Annotated in this window: 14 protein-coding genes and 1 tRNA gene; 5 read left to right on the top strand and 10 right to left on the bottom strand. The window is 74.0% G+C overall.

Going from position 1 to position 18832, the window contains the following annotated elements:
* Window positions 1-368: 368 nt before the first annotated feature.
* On the bottom strand, window positions 369-2246 hold the full coding sequence (gene lepA, locus LJ221_RS04080; RefSeq protein WP_241713769.1) for a translation elongation factor 4: 1878 nt from the start codon (window positions 2244-2246) through the stop codon (window positions 369-371).
* A 224-nt stretch (window positions 2247-2470) separates the two neighbouring features.
* Between lepA and rpsT the strand changes: the two genes are divergently transcribed.
* Window positions 2471-2737: a 30S ribosomal protein S20 gene (gene rpsT / locus LJ221_RS04075; protein WP_241713767.1), complete on the top strand. Its 267-nt coding sequence runs from the start codon at window positions 2471-2473 to the stop codon at window positions 2735-2737.
* A gap of 235 nt (window positions 2738-2972) precedes the next feature.
* Here the strand turns inward: rpsT and holA are convergent, their stop codons facing one another.
* Window positions 2973-3965 (bottom strand): DNA polymerase III subunit delta, encoded by a 993-nt coding sequence (gene holA / locus LJ221_RS04070; RefSeq protein ID WP_241713765.1) that lies wholly within the window; start codon window positions 3963-3965, stop codon window positions 2973-2975.
* Between the two features lie 121 nt (window positions 3966-4086).
* On the opposite strand from holA, the gene LJ221_RS04065 reads away from it, so the two are divergent.
* Window positions 4087-4332, top strand: a complete 246-nt coding sequence (locus LJ221_RS04065; protein ID WP_241713763.1) for a hypothetical protein — start codon at window positions 4087-4089, stop codon at window positions 4330-4332.
* A 49-nt stretch (window positions 4333-4381) separates the two neighbouring features.
* Here LJ221_RS04065 and LJ221_RS04060 read toward each other — a convergent pair whose 3' ends face one another.
* The 5 genes from LJ221_RS04060 to LJ221_RS04040 all read right to left on the bottom strand — a co-directional run bounded on the left by LJ221_RS04060 (window position 4382) and on the right by LJ221_RS04040 (window position 10698).
* On the bottom strand, window positions 4382-4912 hold the full coding sequence (locus tag LJ221_RS04060; RefSeq protein ID WP_241713761.1) for a DinB family protein: 531 nt from the start codon (window positions 4910-4912) through the stop codon (window positions 4382-4384).
* 116 nt (window positions 4913-5028) lie between these two features.
* Entirely contained in the window at window positions 5029-7269 is a 2241-nt protein-coding gene (locus LJ221_RS04055; protein ID WP_302851946.1) for a ComEC/Rec2 family competence protein, read from the bottom strand.
* Between the two features lie 338 nt (window positions 7270-7607).
* Entirely contained in the window at window positions 7608-8444 is an 837-nt protein-coding gene (locus tag LJ221_RS04050) for a ComEA family DNA-binding protein (protein WP_241713757.1), read from the bottom strand.
* A gap of 466 nt (window positions 8445-8910) precedes the next feature.
* Entirely contained in the window at window positions 8911-9789 is an 879-nt protein-coding gene (locus LJ221_RS04045) for a DegV family protein (RefSeq protein ID WP_241713755.1), read from the bottom strand.
* Between the two features lie 159 nt (window positions 9790-9948).
* The gene (locus LJ221_RS04040; protein WP_241713753.1) at window positions 9949-10698 is read right to left on the bottom strand and encodes a hypothetical protein; all 750 of its coding nucleotides are present in this window, start codon (window positions 10696-10698) and stop codon (window positions 9949-9951) included.
* 248 nt (window positions 10699-10946) lie between these two features.
* Here LJ221_RS04040 and LJ221_RS04035 point away from each other — a divergent pair, with 248 nt between their 5' ends.
* Window positions 10947-12371, top strand: coding sequence for an FAD-binding oxidoreductase (locus LJ221_RS04035; RefSeq protein WP_241713751.1), 1425 nt, complete (start codon window positions 10947-10949; stop codon window positions 12369-12371).
* Between the two features lie 45 nt (window positions 12372-12416).
* Complete coding sequence (locus LJ221_RS04030; protein WP_241713749.1) at window positions 12417-13625, top strand: (Fe-S)-binding protein; 1209 nt, start codon at window positions 12417-12419, stop codon at window positions 13623-13625.
* 28 nt (window positions 13626-13653) lie between these two features.
* On the opposite strand, the gene leuS is transcribed toward LJ221_RS04030, so the two are convergent.
* Window positions 13654-16542 (bottom strand): leucine--tRNA ligase, encoded by a 2889-nt coding sequence (gene leuS / locus LJ221_RS04025; protein WP_241713748.1) that lies wholly within the window; start codon window positions 16540-16542, stop codon window positions 13654-13656.
* A gap of 271 nt (window positions 16543-16813) precedes the next feature.
* Window positions 16814-16886 (bottom strand) — tRNA-Ala (locus LJ221_RS04020).
* A gap of 252 nt (window positions 16887-17138) precedes the next feature.
* On the opposite strand from LJ221_RS04020, the gene LJ221_RS04015 reads away from it, so the two are divergent.
* Window positions 17139-18575 (top strand): glycosyltransferase 87 family protein, encoded by a 1437-nt coding sequence (locus LJ221_RS04015; RefSeq protein WP_308314713.1) that lies wholly within the window; start codon window positions 17139-17141, stop codon window positions 18573-18575.
* Here the strand turns inward: LJ221_RS04015 and LJ221_RS04010 are convergent.
* The gene (locus LJ221_RS04010) at window positions 18554-18787 is read right to left on the bottom strand and encodes a hypothetical protein (protein WP_241713747.1); all 234 of its coding nucleotides are present in this window, start codon (window positions 18785-18787) and stop codon (window positions 18554-18556) included. The two genes, LJ221_RS04015 and LJ221_RS04010, sit on opposite strands and share 22 nt — an antisense overlap.
* Window positions 18788-18832 lie beyond the last annotated feature (45 nt).

Below are 18832 nucleotides of genomic sequence, written 5' to 3'. Positions count from 1 at the left end.
CGCGACGGTGCAGGGGGGTGGCTCCAAGGCTCGGCCCACCGCGAGTGCTGGGGTGGGAATGGGTGGAACGCTTTCGTGCTGTGCGTACTGCTTTGTGCGCATTGAGTGACTCGCGAGTAACAACCGAGCGGGCGATCAGCCTAAGGCGGAAGGCCCCGCCTTGAAAGGGCCTGCGCATCGCCTGCGTGAAGCCGTGACCTGTGCGATACATACACCACATACCCCGCCCGGCCGGCCGTGCGCCCGCGCACGGGCCCACACGTGTGAGGGCGCCCGCGGGCCCGTGCGGGCACGCGGGCGCCTCGCGGACGCTCCGTCCTGCGGCTGCCGCCCGCGTGCCGGGTCCGGGAAGCCGGGCCCGGGAGGACCTACTTCTTGCCCTTGGCGTCGCCTCCGCCGTCGGAGTCCGAGGAGAGCGCGGCGATGAACGCCTCCTGCGGGACCTCCACCCGGCCCACCACCTTCATGCGCTTCTTGCCCTCCTTCTGCTTCTCCAGCAGCTTCCGCTTGCGGGAGATGTCGCCGCCGTAGCACTTGGCGAGCACGTCCTTGCGGATGGCGCGGACGGTCTCGCGGGCGATGACGCGCGAGCCGATGGCGGCCTGGATGGGCACCTCGAACTGCTGGCGGGGGATGAGCTCCCGCAGCTTGGAGGCCATCCTGACCCCGTAGCTGTACGCCTTGTCCTTGTGGACGATCGCGGAGAAGGCGTCCACCTTGTCGCCGTGCAGCAGGATGTCGACCTTGACCAGGTCGGCGGTCTGCTCGCCGGTCGGCTCGTAGTCGAGCGAGGCGTAACCGCGGGTCTTGGACTTGAGCGCGTCGAAGAAGTCGAAGACGATCTCCGCCAGCGGAAGGGTGTAGCGCAGCTCGACGCGGTCCTCGGACAGGTAGTCCATGCCCAGCAGGTTGCCGCGCCGCGACTGGCACAGCTCCATCACGGCGCCGACGAAGTCGTTCGGCGTCAGCACCGTCGCACGGACGACCGGCTCGTGCACCTGGGCGACCTTGCCCGTCGGGTACTCGCTGGGGTTGGTGACGATGTGCTCGGTGCCGTCCTCCATGTCCACGCGGTAGACCACGTTGGGCGCGGTGGCGATCAGGTCGAGTCCGAACTCGCGCTCCAAGCGCTCGCGGATGACCTCCAGGTGCAGCAGGCCGAGGAAGCCCACACGGAAGCCGAAGCCGAGAGCGGCGGACGTCTCCGGCTCGTAGACCAGCGCGGCGTCGTTGAGCTGGAGCTTGTCCAGGGCGTCGCGCAGCTCGGGGTAGTCCGACCCGTCCAGCGGATACAGGCCGGAGAACACCATCGGCTTGGGATCCTTGTAGCCGCCCAGCGGCTCGGTGGCCCCCTTGGAGAACTGGGTGATGGTGTCGCCGACCTTGGACTGGCGCACGTCCTTCACACCAGTGATCAGATAGCCCACCTCGCCGACGGACAGGCCGTCGGCGGGCAGCATCTCCGGGCTGTTGGTGCCGATCTCCAGCAACTCGTGGGCGGCGCCGGTCGACATCATCTGGATACGTTCACGCCTGGAGAGCTTGCCGTCGACGACCTTCACATACGTCACGACGCCGCGGTAGGCGTCGTAGACCGAGTCGAAGATCATCGCGCGGGCGGGGGCGTCCGCGACGCCGACCGGGGCCGGGACCTGCCGCACGACCTCGTCCAGCAGCGCCTCGACGCCCTCACCGGTCTTGGCGGAGACCTTCAGCACCTCCGACGGGTCGCAGCCGATGAGGTGCGCCAGCTCGGCGGCGAACTTCTCCGGCTGGGCGGCCGGAAGGTCGATCTTGTTGAGGACGGGGATGATCGTGAGGTCGTTCTCCATCGCCAGGTAGAGGTTGGCGAGCGTCTGGGCCTCGATGCCCTGGGCGGCGTCGACCAGGAGGATGCACCCCTCGCACGCGGCCAGCGAGCGGGACACCTCGTAGGTGAAGTCGACGTGCCCGGGGGTGTCGATCATGTTGAGGATGTGGGCCGTCCCCTTGTCCTCGCCCTCGGTGGGGGCCCACGGCAGGCGGACCGCCTGGGACTTGATCGTGATACCGCGCTCGCGCTCGATGTCCATGCGGTCGAGGTACTGGGCGCGCATCTGGCGCTGCTCGACGACACCGGTGAGCTGGAGCATCCGGTCGGCGAGCGTCGACTTGCCGTGGTCGATGTGCGCGATGATGCAGAAGTTGCGGATCAGCGCCGGGTCGGTACGGCTCGGCTCCGGCACGTTCGATGGGGTCGCGGGCACGCAGGGTCCTGTCGGGTCATGGCTCGGATCGGTACGTCTCCCCCATCGTCCCATGAGTGGCGCTTACGGTCCGGTTTGGGAGCCGATCAGGCCTGCTGGTAGCCTGAGCGACTGTGTCTCAACGCCCTCGCGCGGGGCTCGGCGCGAGGACGGATGCGACGGAACCGCGCGGGAAGACGACGGGACACCGAATCACACCTCATCACACCCGAGAAGGCTCTTTCGTGGCGAACATCAAGTCCCAGATCAAGCGGATCAAGACCAACGAGAAGGCCCGCCAGCGCAACAAGGCGGTCAAGTCCGAGCTGAAGACCGCGATCCGCCGCACCCGTGAGGCGATCGCCGCCGGTGACGCCGAGAAGGCCGTCGAGGCCGCGCGCGTGGCCGGCAAGAAGCTGGACAAGGCCGCCGGCAAGGGCGTGATCCACAAGAACCAGGCCGCCAACAAGAAGTCGGCGCTGGCCCAGAAGGTCTCCGCTCTCAAGGGCTGAAGTCCCCGGGCCGTCTGCCGGCGGCCCCGCCCCGGTGCCGGAACGGACTCCAGCGGACCCTCTCACCGCTCCGTGCCGGCCCACCGCGCCGCACGCGGCCTGCGTTCGCCACGCGGGTGCGGCGCACCGAGAAGTTCCGGGCCGAGAGCCTGACGCGTACTGCCCGCCGTGATCCCCCACGGCGGGCAGTACGCGTTCCGCACGCACTCCCGCGCGCCGCTTCTCGCACCCCGCCTCAGCGGGAGCGGGCCGCACGGGCGATGGTGATGACGGCCTTCTCCAGGGCGTACTCCGGATCGTCCCCGCCGCCCTTGACCGCCGCGTCGGACTCGGCCACCGCACGCAGCGCCGCCGACACACCGTCCGCCGACCAGCCGCGCATCTGCTGGCGGACCCGGTCGATCTTCCACGGCGGCATGCCCAGCTCACGGGCCAGGTCGCCGGGGCGCATCCCGCGCGGGGCCGACATCAGCCTCCCGATGCCCCGTACCCCCTGGGCCAGGGCGCTGGTGACCAGCACCGGGGCCACACCCGTGGACAGCGACCAGCGCAGCGCCTCCAGTGCCTCGGGCAGCCTGCCCTCCACCGCCCGGTCGGCGATGGTGAAGCTGGACGCCTCGGCGCGCCCGCTGTAGTAGCGGGCCACGATCGCCTCGTCGATGGTGCCCTCGACATCGGCGGTGAGCTGGGAGCAGGCACTGGCCAGTTCACGCAGATCGCTGCCGAGGATCTCCACCAGGGCCTGGCATGCCTCCGGTGTCGCCGAGCGCCCGGCGGCGCGGAACTCGCCGCGCACGAACGCCTGCCGGTCGGCGGGCTTGGTCATCTTCGGGCAGGCGACCTCGCGCGCACCCGCCTTGCGGGCGGCGTCCAGCAGCCCCTTGCCCTTGGCGCCGCCCGCGTGCACCAGCACCAGGGTGATCTCCTCGGCCGGTGAACCCAGATACGCCTTGACGTCCTTGACCGTGTCGGCGGCGAGGTCCTGCGCGTCCCGGACGACCACGACCTTGCGCTCGGCGAACAGGGACGGGCTGGTCAGCTCCGCCAGCGTGCCGGGCCGCAGGTCGGCGGGGGCGAGTTCGCGCACGTCGGTGTCGGCGTCGGCGGCCCTGGCCGCGTCGGTCACCCGGCGCACCGCGCGGTCGAGCAGCAGATCCTCCTGGCCCACCGCGAGCGTGACGGGGGCGAGGGGGTCGTCGGTCGAGGACTTCCTGGTTTTACCGGCCATCGCGTACCAGCATCCCACGAGCCGCCGACAGCCCCGGCCCCGCCGGGACCACCGCCGGGGGCCACCGCGGCAGTCCGGGCCTGTCCGCCGGCCGCCCCGGCGGCTGTCGCACAATGGCGCGGTGGACCACGTACGACACATCCTGGTGCTCCCCGACCGTGACGCCGCGCAGGAGGTGGCCGAGGAGATCACCGAACGGCTCGGCCTGGCGGAGGAGCCGCGGCCGGTCCGCGAGGCGCTGGCGGGCGAGGACGACGCGGAGGACGCCCAGTGGCTGATCGTCCTCGACGATCCGGGCGGCGCGTACGACCCGGCCGGACTGGACGCCCTCGCCGCCGAGTACGACGGCTGGCTGGAGAGGGACTGAGGCCGGCGGGGGCGGGAGTAGGGGCGAACGGGCCCGGAGGCGGACCGCCTCAGCCGGGGGACGCGGCGCGCAGCGTCCGGAGCTGGCCGATCTCGGCGGCGTTCTTCATCAGCTCGGAGTTCACCCACGCCGCCATGTCGGCGACCGTGTACCCGGCCCCGTCCGGCCACGGGAAAGGGGCGGCGGCGTCCATGCCTGCCTCGGTGATGCCTTCCAGCACTTCCAGCCAGTGCGTGCGCAGACCACGCAGCCACTCGACGGCGGCCTTCCCCCCGCCCGGCCAGACGACATCGCCGCGCCCGCGCGGCGTCCGGCCCCGCGCGTGGTCGGACGCCGTGCCCCACCACCAGCCGATGTGCCAGCTCAGCCAGGCGATCGTGGGGACCGGGACGGGATCGGGCTCGGTGTCCGCCCAGTCCGGCACCCACTTGCCTCCCGCGTCCGGGCGCACCGTCCAGCACTGCCCGGGAGCGGGCTCCCAGAAGAAGTCCTCGGGCTCCAGGCGTTCCAGGTGGTACTCGAACAGCGCCCAGGTCAAGTCGGACTGGCGGCGCAGCAGGTCGCGTCGGGATGTGTCCACCGTCCGACTCTGGCACGCCACGGCCCGGGCCGGAAACGGAATACCCGGGCGGGAGGCGGACGCGTTCGCCGCGAAGCTGGGCCGGGATCCGCGCCGTCGGCCGCCCCGGCGGCCCTTCAGCCCGACGCGACCACCGTCCCGTCCGCGGTGACGGCCAGGGAGCCGTGGGTGTCGGTGCGCACAACGGCGGAGCCCAGGGCACGCAGTCCGGAAAGAAGCCCCGGGGACGGATGCCCGTAGGGGTTGTCCTCTCCGCAGGAGACGAGGGCCACCCGGGGGCGCAGCCGTTCCAGCAGGGCCGGTTCCTGGTGGGCGGAGCCGTGGTGGGCCACCTTGAGGACATCCACCGCGGGCAGGTCGGGGTGTGCCGTCAGCAGGCCGCGCTGCGCCGGGGGTTCGAGGTCGCCAGGGAGGAGGACGGTCAGGCCCGCCGTACGGACGAGGAGGGTGACACTGGCGTCGTTGGCGTCCTCGCCCGAGGCGGAGGGCGGTCCGGGCGGCGGCGGCCGACGGGGCCAGAGCACTTCCCAGGACAGGTCGCCGATGCGGCGCCGCTCCCCCGGGCCCGCCCCGACTACCGGCACTCCCGCGCGGATGGCCTCGCGCCGTACCGCCGCCGCCTGCCCGGCTGGCTCGCTCCGGGTGGTGGTCTGGATCGCCCCGACCGCACGGCCCCGTAGCACCCCGGCCAGCCCGGCGACATGGTCGGCGTGGAAGTGGGTGAGCACCAGCAGGGGGATGGCGGTGACACCGAGGGTGCGCAGGCAGCGGTCCACCGTCTCCGGCTCGGGACCGGCGTCGACGACCACGGCCGCGCCCTCCCCGGCCGCCAGTGCCAGCGCGTCCCCCTGACCCACGTCGCAGACCGCCAGCCGCCATCCCGGTGGCGGCCAGCCGGTGAGCGGACGGACCAGCGGGGCGGGGCGCAGGACCGCCAGTGTCAGCAGCACGGCGCAGGCCGCGCACAGCCACCGGTGCCGTACCAGATAACGGGCGGTCAGGACCGCCGCCGCGGTGAGCGCGGCCAGCAGCAGCGCGCCGGTCCAGCTGCCGGGCCAGCCGATCTCGGCTCCGGGCAGGGAGGCCCCCGCCCGGGCGATGGCGGCGACGGCCCCGGTGGGCCAGCCCGCCAGTCGGGCCAGCCACTCGGCCGCCGGCGGCGCCAGAGGCGCCGTGAGCAGGGCCGCGAAGCCGAGCACGGTGGCGGGCGCGACCAGGAACTCGGCCAGCATGTTGCACGGGATCGCCACCAGGCTGACGTGGGCCGCGAGGACCGCGACCACAGGCGCGCACACCGCCTGCGCGGCTGCCGCCGCCGCCAGCGCCTCGGCGAGCCTGCCCGGCACACCCCGGCGGCGCAGGGCCTCGCTCCAGCGAGGGGCGACGGTGAGCAGCGAGCCGGTGGCCAGGACCGAGAGGACGAAGCCGAAGTCGCGGGCCAGCCACGGGTCGCAGAGCACGAGCAGCAGTACGGCGGCGGCCAGGGCCGGCAGCAGGGACCGCCGTCGTCCGGTACCGATCGCGGCGATGGTGATCAGCCCGCAGGCCGCTGCCCGCAGCACGCTGGGCTCGGGGCGGCAGACCACCACGAAGGCGAGGGTGAGCAGTGCTCCGGCAACGGCGGTGGCGCGCAGCGACATCCCCAGCCTGGGTGCCATGCCCCGGCGTTCGGCGCGTACGGCTCTGCCCGGTGGTCCGATGAGCAGCACCAGCAGGATCGCGAGGTTCGCCCCGCTGACCGCCAGCAGATGGAGCATGTCGGCGGCCCGGAAGGCGGCGTCGAGGTCGGCAGGAACGCGCGAGGTGTCCCCGACGACCAGACCGGGCAACAGCGCCCGCGCGTCGCCGGGCAGCCCGTCACTGGCCTCCCGCAGCCCGGATCGCAGCTCTCCGGCGGTGCGCTGGAGGGCCGTCGGCCCCGCGGTCACCGTGGGCGGCCCGCCGGTGCTCGCCCTCAGGACGGCGGCGATGTCGCGGTTCCCGGCCCCGTCGTCCCGAGGTGGCAGGAGCCGCGCCCGGAGCCGCAGCCGGGTGGTGGGCAGCAGATCCAGCCACTCCGCCGGCGGCCCGGCCGCCGAGTCCCTCCCCCGCACCAGGACGAGCACCGGCGACCGGGTGGCGGTCACCGTGCCGTCGGCGGTGGTGACGCGCAGGGCCTCGGCGCGCAGCATCACCGTGCCCGCCAGTTGCTCCGAGCCGTGTACGCGAGGCCGGACGACGCGCGGATCACCGGTGACGGCCACCTCGGCGGTGATGTGCGCGTACTGCCGGGCCGCCGCCGGCAGGGGGCCGCGGTGCAGGTCGGCCGCGTGGGCCGCGGCCACCCCGCCGCCGGCGGCTGCGCACACCAGCGTCATGGCGACGGCCGTACGCCCGCCTCCCCGGATTCCGCCGCAGCGGTCCCCGTGACGGCTCCCGCCGCGGCCCCGTGCCAGGACCAGGCACACCGCCGCACCGAGGAGGCACAGCGCCGCGCCCGCGAGGGCCGCACCGCCCGGAGCACCCAGAGCCAGGGCCGCCGCGCCCCAGGCGGCCAGCGCGGGCGGCACCAGCCGCAGGTCGGCCGGCCCATCCTGGTGCGGCTCCGCCGCCCCCAGCCGGTGACCGGTGGCGGCGTGGACCACCGACCGGGCCTCCGCACCGGCTTCCGCACGAGCCGCCGTACGGCCCCCCGTAGCGGTCGGCGCGCTCGCGGTCACGGCCCGACCAGTGGCTTCAGCTCGGCGAAGCGGCGTTCCCCGATTCCGCTGACCTCGCGGAGTTCCTCGACGGAGGAGAAGCCGCCGCGCCCGGTGCGGTGGTCGATGATGCGCCGGGCCATCACGGGCCCGATGCCGGGGAGCGTGTCGAGCTGCTCGGCCGTGGCGGAGTTGAGGCTGATCGGTGCGCCCGCCGCCGGGCCGCCTCCGGCCGCGGCGGGCGCACCGGGGACAGGCGGACCCGCGGCGGGCGCCGTGGGGGGCTCCCCGACGACGATCTGCTCGCCGTCGGCCAGCGGCCGGGCGCGGTTGAGTCCGTGGAGGTCGGTGCCCGGCCGGATGCCACCTGCGGCCCGCAGGGCGTCGGCCACCCTGGCGCCCGCCGGCAGCCGGTGGACCCCGGGCCTGCGGACCTCGCCCGCCACGTCCACCAGCAGCGTCCCTCCCCCGGGAGCCGCGCCGGAAGCCGTGCCCGGAGCCGCCGCGGGCGCCGGGGCGAGGACGGGCGCCGTGGGAGGGGCCGGGGAAGGCGCGGGACGCGAGCGGGAGGCCGACTCCACCGGCGGCGCCTGTACCGTCTGCGGACGCCCGTTCCAGAAGTGGTGCGCGGCGAAGCCCAGGGCCACGGCCAGGGTCAGGGCGAGCGCGGCCAGCGTGCGCGGCTCCACCCCGCACCGCGTACGTACCCACAGCGGCAGCCTGTCCCGCACGGCCTCCGCCAGCCGTGCGCGCCGGGTCGGGCCCTCGGGGGCGGTGTCCGGCTCGGCCCCGGGGGCGCGCGCACCACCCGGGCCGGGGGCGGAAGCGGGGCCGGGGGCGGTCTGAGGCGGCACCGGCGCCCGCTCCGCCGTCCGCCCCCGCGAGCGCTCCGCCGCCAGACGGGCGGTTTGCGCCTGCCGGACCGCGTCGCGTGCGGCCGTGACGGCCTCCGTCCGCGACAACGTGGCGTGCGGTCCGCCGGCGCCGGGATCGTGCGGCACCGGCTCCGGCTCCGAGGCGGGGGGCGGTGGGATCTCCCCGAGCAGCGCTCCCGCGCGGGCCCTCAGGGGCGCCGCCTCGGCGGTCCGCCGGGATGTCCGCCGGCGCCCGTGCCGCCCCGCGTACGGGGTGCCCCCGCCGGGGCCCCGATGGCGGCCGGGGCCCGCCGCCAGGGGGCGCAGAGGCGGGCGGGTGAGGGAACGGGGGGCGGTGGAGGTGCGGGGGGCCGGAGTGCGCGGCCGCGGGCGTGGTGGGGTGCTCATGCCGCCCGACGGTAGGTGGGAGCGCCCGTCCCGTCCGGGCACGGCCTTTCTCCGTGGACTACCGGCCGGTTGTGGACAACTCCGTCACCTGCCGGAGTGACACCACAACGCCCAGCAGCCCAGGTCCCGTGTGCGCGCCGATGACCGCTCCCACCTCGCTGACGTGCAGCTCCCCAAGCCCCGGCAGCCGGGTGCGGAGCCGCTGCGCGAGCTTCTCGGCCCGGTCCGCGGCCGACAGGTGGTGGACGGCGATGTCCACATCGGCGCCGCCCGCCCGCTCCGCCACGATCTCCTCCAGGCGGGCGACGGCGCGGGAGGCGGTGCGGACCTTCTCCAGCATGCCGATACGGCCGTCCTCCAGCTCCAGCAGCGGTTTCACCGCCAGGGCCGAGCCCAGCAGGGCCCGGGCCGCGCCGATGCGTCCGCCGCGCCGCAGGTACTCCAGGGTGTCCACGCAGAAGAACGCGGAGGTTCCCTCGGCCCGCTGCCGGGCCGCGGCGACCGTCTCGTCCAGCGTGCCGCCCGCCTCGGCGGCCTCGGCCGCGGCCAGGGCGCAGAAGCCCAGCGCCATCGCCACCATGCCGGTGTCCGCCACCCGCACCGGTACGGGCGCCTCGCGCGCGGCGGCCATGGCCGCGTCGTAGGTGCCGGAGAGCTCGGCCGACAGGTGGAGGGAGACGATGCCCTCCACCCCCGGCTCCCTCGCGATGGAGCGGTAGGCCTCGGCGAACACCTGCGGACCGGGGCGGGATGTGGTCACGGACCGCCGTTTCCGAAGGGCCTCGGCCAGCGAGCGGGCGGAGAGCTCGGTGCCCTCCTCCAGAGCCCGGTCGCCCAGCACCACGGTCAGCGGCACCGAGGTGATGCGGTGGTGTTCCAGTGCCGCCTGTGGCAGGTAGGCCGTGGAATCGGTGACGATCGCGACATGGCGGGACATGGGGCGGAGATTACCGGGCTCCTCCCCGCCGGGGCGAAGCGAGCGGTGCGCCGCGGTCCCGGACATCGCGGCCCACTGCCCGGCGGACCGTTCAGCGGCCTTCCGCAGCGGTGCGGCACGGGCGAGCGGGGTGGACGAGCCGGGTGGGCCGGGCGGGGCTCATGACGCGCTCTGCGGGCGGCCGTTGCCGAACTCCGGTCCGGGGTCCTTGGTGAGACCGGCGCCGGATTCCGCCGTGTGCCCGCGCGGGACGCTCTTCGGGCCCTCGATGCCCGGTGTCCGCGGTTCCTGGGCGCCAGAAGTGGGAGTCCCGGGGGCGGATGCCTGGGAGGCGGAGGTTCCGGGAGCGGGGATCTCCGAGGCGGAAGCCGACCAGTGCCGCAGTGCGTCCGCCTCGATCTCGATCTGCTCACTCAGCGCGTTCAGCCCGTCCTCGTCGTGGTGCCGGGCCCGGTCCTGCACGGCGAAACGCAGCGAGTCGGCGGAGGCTCGGATGCGGTCGGCGCGTTCACGCGCGTCCGGGAGCCGGGCGGCGATCCGGCCGCGGTCGGGCTCACGTTCCATCAGCAGCCGCAGCTCGCCGTCGAGCCGGCGGGCGTGTTCGTCGAGCCGGTCGAGCAGACCGGCCGCCTCGCCCAGCGAGGGGTCGTCCCGGCTTCCGGTCTCCAGCGCCCGGCGCGTGCTGTCCAGAGAGCCGCGCAGTTCCAGCCGTACCCTGGCCAGTTCACCCACCGGGCCCGGCTGGGCGCTGCGGGCCTTGAGCGTGGTCTCCTCGACGGTGCGGCGCACCTGCTGCTCCGTCCGCTCCACGCCTCGCCTGACCGCGCGCACGGTCTTCACCGTGGCGACCGCGCCGAGGACGACGAAGAGCACGAAGAGGAGGGCCAGCAGACCGATGACGAACCCCACAGCTCCGCTCCCTCGTCAGCCGGTGTGCCGCCTCCTCCGGGCCCGGAGGAGGCGGTAGTCCTCCCAGGATAAACGTGCGGGGCCGGCACCGGGTTCCGTTGGGCCGGAAATGCCCCGTATCCGCCCCGGTCTACCGGCCGCCTCCTGGAACGGTCCGGTCCTCCCGCTCCGCCCGCCTTCTCGCCGCCGTCCGCCGGCTGGTCTACCGTCGGTCCACGCCCGTAGTCGGACTGGACGGTGGTGCGACCATGCACACGCGCGCGGAGACGGACCCCGCCGGCGGCCTGCCCGGAGAGCCGCCCGGGGACCTGGCCGGGGACCTGGCCGCCATCGTGGGACGCCGCCACGTCAGGACCGACGACGGAGCGCTGACCGCCTACGCCCGTGACGCCACCCCCCTGTTCCACGCCCGGCCGCAGGCCGTGGTGCTGCCCGGCAGCACCACGGAGGTCGCCGCGATCCTGCGGTACGCCACCGAGCGGGGCGTACCGGTCGTACCGCGCGGCGCGGGCTCCAACCTGTGCGCCGCCACCGTGCCCCTGCGCGGCGGCATCGTCATGGTGCTCACCCGACTGGACCGGATCCTGGAGGTCAGCCCCGCCGAACTGCTGGCCCGCGTCCAGCCCGGGGTGACCACAGCCACGCTGGCGGACGCGGCGGCGCACGAGGGCCTGCTGTACGCCCCCGACCCCGGCAGCCGCACCGTCTCCACCATCGGCGGCAACGTGGCGACCTGCGCCGGCGGCCTGCGCGGCCTGAAGTACGGCGTCACCCGCAACCACGTGCTCGGCCTGGAGGCCGTCCTGCCCACCGGGGAGGTCGTCCGCACCGGCGGCCGGCTGTGGAAGGACGTGGCCGGCTACGACCTCACCCGGCTGCTGACCGGCTCGGAGGGCACTCTCGCGGTGATCACCGAGGCCACCGTGGCCCTGCTGCCCGCTCCCGAGGAGACCGGCACCGGGGTCGCCTACTTCGACTCCCTCTCCGACGCCTCCCGGGCGGTCGCGGCCGTCATCGCCGACGGGATCGTCCCGGCCACGATGGAGTTCCTGGACCGCAAGTGCGTCTCGGCCGTCGAGGAGTTCGCCGGGCTCGGCCTGCGGCGGGACGCCGGGGCGCTGCTGCTCTTCGGCGACGACGGGTCGAGGCGCACCGTGGCGGGCAGCCTCACACGCATCGGGGAGGTGTGCGAGGGCTCCGGGGCCCTGGAGGTCACCCTCGCCGAGGACGTCGCCCGTGCCGACGCCCTGCTCGCCGCCCGCCGCTGCTCGCTGCCGGCGCTCTCCCGGCTGGGTTCGCTGACGATCCTGGAGGACGCCACCGTGCCCCGCCACAGGCTCGCCGAGATGGTGGACCGCATCGACGGGATCGCCGACCGCCACGGCCTGCGGATCGCCACCTTCGGACACGCCGGGGACGGCAACCTCCACCCCACCTGCGTACTCGACCCCGACGACGGAGAGGGGGCCGACCGCGCCCACCGGGCGTTCACCGAGATCTTCGCGGCCGCCATCGCCCTGGACGGCACCATCACCGGCGAGCACGGCGTGGGCGCCGCCAAGCTGCCCTACCTGGCCGACCGGATCGGGGACGAGCAGGTCGCACTGCTGCGCCGCATCAAGAAGGCCTTCGACCCGGCGGGCATCCTCAACCCGGGAAAGCTCGGATCCTGAGACTCCCTCCCCGCCCGACGGCGGGGCGTCCACGGAGGAACACCGATGACCGACTGCGCACCCCCTCCCGCTCGCCGCCCCGGTCCAGCGCCCTCTCCCGGTCCCGCCGCCGGACGGGGCGAGGGCCTGGGCGTCTTCGACAAGGCGCTGCTCGACCGCTGCATCTCCTGTGGGTTCTGCCTGCCCGCCTGCCCCACCTACGCCCTCACCCGCCAGGAGCCCTCCTCCCCGCGCGGCCGTATCACCCTGATGCGGGCGCTGGAGTCCGGCGACCTCGCCCCGGACGATCCCACCCTGGCCGAGGAGTCGTCGTTCTGCCTGGGATGCCGGGCCTGCGAGCCGGTCTGCCCGGCGGGCGTGGAGTACGGGCGGCTGCTGGAGCAGTGGCGCGACCACCAGTGGCAGGGGCGCGCCCGGCCCCTGATCGTCCGTCTGCTGACGGCCGCTGTGTCCCGGCCGTGGCTGCTGCGGACGCAGGGGCTGGTGCGGCGCCACGCCCGCGACCGCCGTGCCGCCCGCGGCCTCGTGCGCGCGGGGCGGGAGCGGCGGGTCTCGCTGATGCTGGGCTGCGCCGAGCGCGGGCTGTACCCGTCCGTCTCACGCGCCGTGCGCGAGCTGCGGCCGGAGGTCACCGTCCCCGCGGGGCAGGGCTGTTGCGGCGCGCTGCACGCCCACAACGGCGACTCGGCCGGCGGCGCCGGGATGGCCCGCGCGCTCGGCGAGCGGCTGCCCGGCACCGTCGTGACCACCTCCGGGGGCTGCGCCGCCCATCTCGCCCACCACCTGGGCCGCGACCGCGTCAGGGAGCTGAGCGAGTACCTGGAGGACGCCGGCCACCGGCCCTCGGGCCTGGTCACGGTCGGCGGGCGCCGGGCACGGGTGGCCCTCCAGGACTCCTGCCATCTGCGCAACGGTCTGGGTGTGACCCGCCCGCCCCGCGAACTCGTCGCCGCGGTGGCCGACTACGTCGAGCTGCCCGGCGCGGGCGACTGCTGCGGCGCCGCCGGCACGTACGCGATGCTGCGGCCGGTCGACAGCCGGGCCGTGCTGGACCCGAAGCTGGAGGCCCTGCGGAAGCTGGACGTGGACTACGTGGTGGCGGTCAATCCCGGCTGTCTGCGCCAGCTGCGGCAGGGGCTGCGCCGTACGCGTTCCCGCACGAAGGCCGTGCATCTGGCCGAACTGCTCGCCATGGCGGCGCGTTCGGAGCCGGGGGCCGGAGGGGAACCGGCCCCCGGAGCGACGGAGGGCTGAACGCACGGCGGCGTACGTGCCCGGACGGTCAGGCCGGAACGATGTTCACCAGCTTCGGCGCCCGCACGATCACCTTGCGGACGTCCGCTTCGCCCAGCGCGCCGACGATCGCCGGCTCGGCCAGCGCCCGCGCCTCCAGATCGGCCTCGGAGATGTCCGGGGCGACCTCCAGCCGGGCCCTGACCTTGCCCCGCACCTGCACGACGCAGGTCACGGTCTCGTCCACCACGTACCGCGGATCGGCCACGGGGAGGTCCTCGTGGACGACGCTGGTGCCGTGGCCCAGTCCGCGCCACAGCTCCTCGGCGATGTGCGGGGCCAGCGGCGCGATCAGCAGCACCAGGTGCTCGGCCACCTCACGCGGCACCTCGCGCAGCCGGGTGACGTGGTTGTTCAGCTCGGTGATCTTCGCGATGGCGGTGTTGAAGCGCAGGCCCTCCATGTCCTGCCGCACGCCGTCGACCGCCTTGTGCAGCGCGCGCAGGGTCTCCTCGTCCGGCTCGGCGTCGACGACCGAGACCTCGCCTGTCGCCTCGTCGACGACGTTGCGCCACAGCCGCTGCAGCAGCCGGTACTGGCCGACGACCGCACGGGTGTCCCACGGGCGGGAGACGTCCAGCGGGCCCATCGCCATCTCGTACAGCCGCAGGGTGTCCGCGCCGTACTCGGCGCAGATCTCGTCCGGGGTGACGGCGTTCCTCAGGGACTTGCCCATCTTGCCCAGCGCCCGGTCGACCTTCTCGCCGTCGTACCAGTGGGCGCCGTCGCGCTCGGCCACCTCGGCGGCGGGCACCGCGATGCCGCGGGAGTCGCGGTAGACGTAGGCCTGGATCATGCCCTGGTTGAACAGCTTGTGGAACGGCTCGGCCGAGGAGATGTGCCCCAGGTCGTACAGCACCTTGGACCAGAAGCGGGCGTACAGCAGGTGCAGCACGGCGTGTTCGGCGCCGCCGACGTACAGGTCCACGCCGCCGGCGGGCATCCCCTCGCGCGGGCCCATCCAGTAGCGCTCGATCTCCGGGTCGACCAGCTTGTCGTCGTTGTGCGGGTCCAGGTAGCGCAGTTCGTACCAGCAGGAGCCCGCCCAGTTGGGCATGGTGTTGGTCTCGCGGCGGAACCTGCGCGGGCCGCGTCCGTCGCCCAGGTCCAGGGTGACGTTCACCCAGTCCTCGTTGCGCGACAGCGGGGTCTCGGGCTCGGTGTCGGCGTCGTCGGGGTCGAAGGTGCGCGGGGAGTAGTCCTCGACCTCGGGCAGTCGCAGCGGCAGCATCGACTCGGGCAGCGCGTGCGCCACGCCGTCCTCGTCGTAGACGATCGGGAACGGCTCGCCCCAGTAGCGCTGGCGGCTGAACAGCCAGTCGCGCAGGCGGTAGTTGACGGTGCCCTCGCCGATGCCGCGCTCGGTCAGCCACTCGGTCGTCCGGGCCTTGGCCTCGGTCACGCCCAGGCCGTCCAGCGACACCTCCACACCGGTGGAGTTGATGATCGCGGTGTCGTGGGAGGAGAAGGCGTCGTCCCAGGTCGCCGGGTCGGTGCCGCGGCCGTCGGTCGGCTCGACCACGCAGCGCATCGGCAGCTCGAAGGCGCGGGCGAAGGCGAAGTCGCGGCTGTCGTGCGCGGGGACGGCCATGATCGCGCCGGTGCCGTAACCCATCAGCACGTAGTCGGCGACGAAGACGGGGATCCGCTCACCGCCCGCCGGGTTGACGGCGTAGGCGCCGGTGAAGACACCGGTCTTCTCCTTGGCCTCGGCCTGCCGCTCGACGTCCGACTTGGCGGCCGCCCGCTTACGGTACTCCGAGACCGCATCGGCCGGCGTGGAGTGGCCGCCCGTCCACACCTCCCGGGTGCCCTCGGGCCAGGCGTCGGGGACGATCCGGTCCACCAGCTCGTGCTCGGGCGCCAGCACCATGTACGTGGCCCCGAACAGCGTGTCCTGACGGGTGGTGAAGACGGTGATCCGCTCACCGGGGCCATCGCCGCCGGAGGCATCGACGGGGAACTCGATGCGGGCGCCCTCGCTGCGGCCGATCCAGTTGCGCTGCTGCAGCTTGATCGCCTCGGGCCAGTCCAGCGCGTCCAGGTCGCGCAGCAGCCGCTCGGCGTAGGCGGTGATGCGCATGTTCCACTGGCGCAGCTTGGTCTTGAAGACGGGGTAGTTGCCGCGCTCGGAGCGGCCCTCGGCGGTGACCTCCTCGTTGGCCAGGACGGTGCCCAGGCCGGGGCACCAGTTGACCGGCGCGTCGGAGGCGTATGCCAGGCGGTGCCCGCCCAGCACGTCGGCCCGCTCGGCCTCGCTCAGCTCGCTCCAGGCCCGGCCGTCCGGGGTGGGGCGGTCGCCGGCCTCGAACTGCCCGACCAGTTCGGAGATCGGCCGGGCCCGGTCGGCCTCCTCGTCGTACCAGGAGTTGAAGATCTGCAGGAAGATCCACTGGGTCCACTTGTAGTAGTCCGGGTCGATCGTGGCGAAGGACCGGCGCTGGTCGTGGCCCAGGCCCAGCCGCCGCAGCTGGGCCCTCATGTTCTTGATGTTGGCCTCGGTGGACACCCGCGGGTGGGTGCCGGTCTGCACGGCGTACTGCTCGGCGGGCAGGCCGAAGGCGTCGAAGCCCAGGGTGTGCAGCACGTTGTGGCCGGTCATGCGCAGATAGCGCGCGGTGACGTCCGTGGCGATGTAGCCCAGCGGATGCCCGACGTGCAGGCCCGCGCCCGAGGGGTACGGGAACATGTCCATGATGAAGCGCTTGGGGCGGGCGACGGTCTCCGGGGCGCCGGCCAGGTCCCCGCGGGGATTGGGGGCCTCGTACACGCCGCGCTCGTCCCAGAAGTCCTGCCAGCGCGCCTCGATCTCCGCGGCCAGCGCGGCCGTGTAGCGATGGGGGGCCGCGGTCTCCGCGGCGGCGGTGGTCTCGCTCATCGTCCTCTAAGCTCCATCGGTCGTCGTCTGCCCGCGGAGGGCTCACGGCCCGTAAACGAAAAGACCCCTCACACAGGAGGGGATGCCGCGCTGATTCCGACCTCACCGGAACCGGAGGGTCGGCGCTGGTTCAGCGCGGCCCGCTAAGCAGAAGGCGTACGGCACGCATGTCGTCAGGGTACCGCAAGGCCGCTGCGGCCCCGGCGTCCAACCGGACCCCGGACGGACGGGAGCGGGCCGCCCATCCGGGCGACCCGCTCTCTCATCGCTGTGGAGCTAAGGAGAATTGAACTCCTGACCTCTTGCATGCCATGCAAGCGCTCTACCAACTGAGCTATAGCCCCTCGTCGTCCGCCGCGTCCCCGCGGCGGCGGTGCCTACTGTACACGCCACGGAGCACCCTTCGCCAAATCCCATAACGGGTAGGTCACGGCCGCCCGGGTACTGTCGTAACCTCCACGCCCGTACACGCTTCCCCGCCGCGTCCGGGCAACCGGCCGCGCCCGCGCGCACGTCCACGCACACGGCCGGCCGACCGGCCCGTGGAGGATCCCGCCCGTCCCGACGACCGTCACAGCCAGGACCCGGAGCCGCCCGTGAGTACGCCGCAGTTGACCGCCGACCGCCGGTTCCCCGTGGCTCGGGCGTACCTGCTGAAGCGGTCCACACTGCTCGCGGCCGTGTGCTGCCTGGTCTCCTTCACCGCCTTCCTGGCGGCGCAGAGCGCGGCGAACGTCTCCATGATCGACCTGATGGTCTACCGGGCCGAGGGCTGGACGGCCCGCACCGGCGGCGACCTCTACGCGATGCGTGCCACGCACGCCGAACTGCCCATGACCTACCCGCCGTTCGCCGCGCTGCTGTTCATACCCCTGACCCTCGTCGACGTGCCCACCATGCGGCTGATGGCGACCGGGGCGAATCTCGTCCTGCTGGTCACCCTGGTCCACCTGTCGCTGCGGCTGACCGGACGTCCGCTGAACCTGCCGCGCCCGGCCGCCGCCCTGGCCCTGTCGGCGGTCACCGTCTGGTGCGAACCGGTGTGGACGACGCTGCGGTACGGCCAGATCAACCTGCTGCTGGCGGTGCTGGTGCTGTGGGACCTGTCCCGGCGCGCGGGGCACCGATGGGCCGGTGTCGGCATCGGGGTCGCCGCCGGGATCAAACTGACCCCTGCCCTGTTCGCGGTGTTCCTGGCCCTGTGCGGGCTGACGCTGGCCTGGCGGCGGAGGCGGCTCGCCGGCGGCCCGGCACGGCTGTGGAACCACTGGCTGCGCCGGGCCGCCGTCGCCTCGGGCGCGTTCACCGGAACGGTCGTGCTGGCGGTGCTGGTGCTGCCTCGGGACTCCCGGAACTTCTGGACCGAGGCGGTCTTCTCGCCCGAGCGCGTCGGCCGGGTCGAGGACACCGCCAACCAGTCGCTGCGCGGTGTCCTGGCGCGGTTGCTGCACACGGCCGAACCCGGTACCGGCTGGGCGCTCCTCGCCGTCGCGGCGGCCCTGGCGGGGCTCGCCGTCGCGGTGGCCGCGGCCCTCGCCGGCCCGCGCCGGCTGCCCTCCGCGCACGCCTGGGCCGCCGTCTGCGTCGCCTGTGCCGCGCTCCTGGTCAGCCCCGTCTCGTGGTCGCACCACTGGGTGTGGTGCGTGCCGGCCGTGCTGCTGCTGGGCTCGGAGGCGCTGCGCCGCGGCAGTGCGCCGTGGTGGACGGGCACGGCCGTGACGGCGCTGCTGTTCTGCTCGTACGCCCTGTGGTGGGTGCCGCACGGTTCCCCGGCGGAGCGTTTCGAGCTGCGCCAGAGCGGTGTGCAGACGGCCCTGTCGGCGGTCTATCCGGCAGCCGGCGCGGCGCTGCTCGTCCTCGCCGCCGTCCTGACCGTACGCGCGCTGCGGCGGCCCGCGCCGTACCCCGGTCCGCCCGGCTCCTTCGGAACCCTCCCGGCGCCCAGGGCCCGTGCGGCCTCACTCGCACCGGTCCGGGCGGACTCGCCGCTCTCCGCGCCGGCGGGCGGCGCTCAGGCCGCCACGAAGGAGTAGAAGCGCTTGAGGGTGCAGTGCTCCTCCAGGAGCCGGCCGTAGATCGGCTCGCCCTCCAGCTCGCGGTAGGTCTCGATCGGATCGCCCTTGATGATCAGCGCCCTCGCGCACTCGGCGCACCAGTACTGGTACGCCGCGTTGACCGGCTCCATGTCGCGGACGATCGGGGTCCCGCTGCCGCACCAGTCGCACTTCCTGCTGTGTGCACCCATGTCCGTCAGTCAACTCCAGCCGTGACCGCAGGCGTGCGCACGTGG

This window comes from Streptomyces sp. CNQ085 (assembly GCF_022614595.1).
Classification (GTDB): Bacteria; Actinomycetota; Actinomycetes; order Streptomycetales; family Streptomycetaceae; genus Streptomyces.
This window is presented reverse-complemented; position numbering and strand designations above follow the sequence as displayed.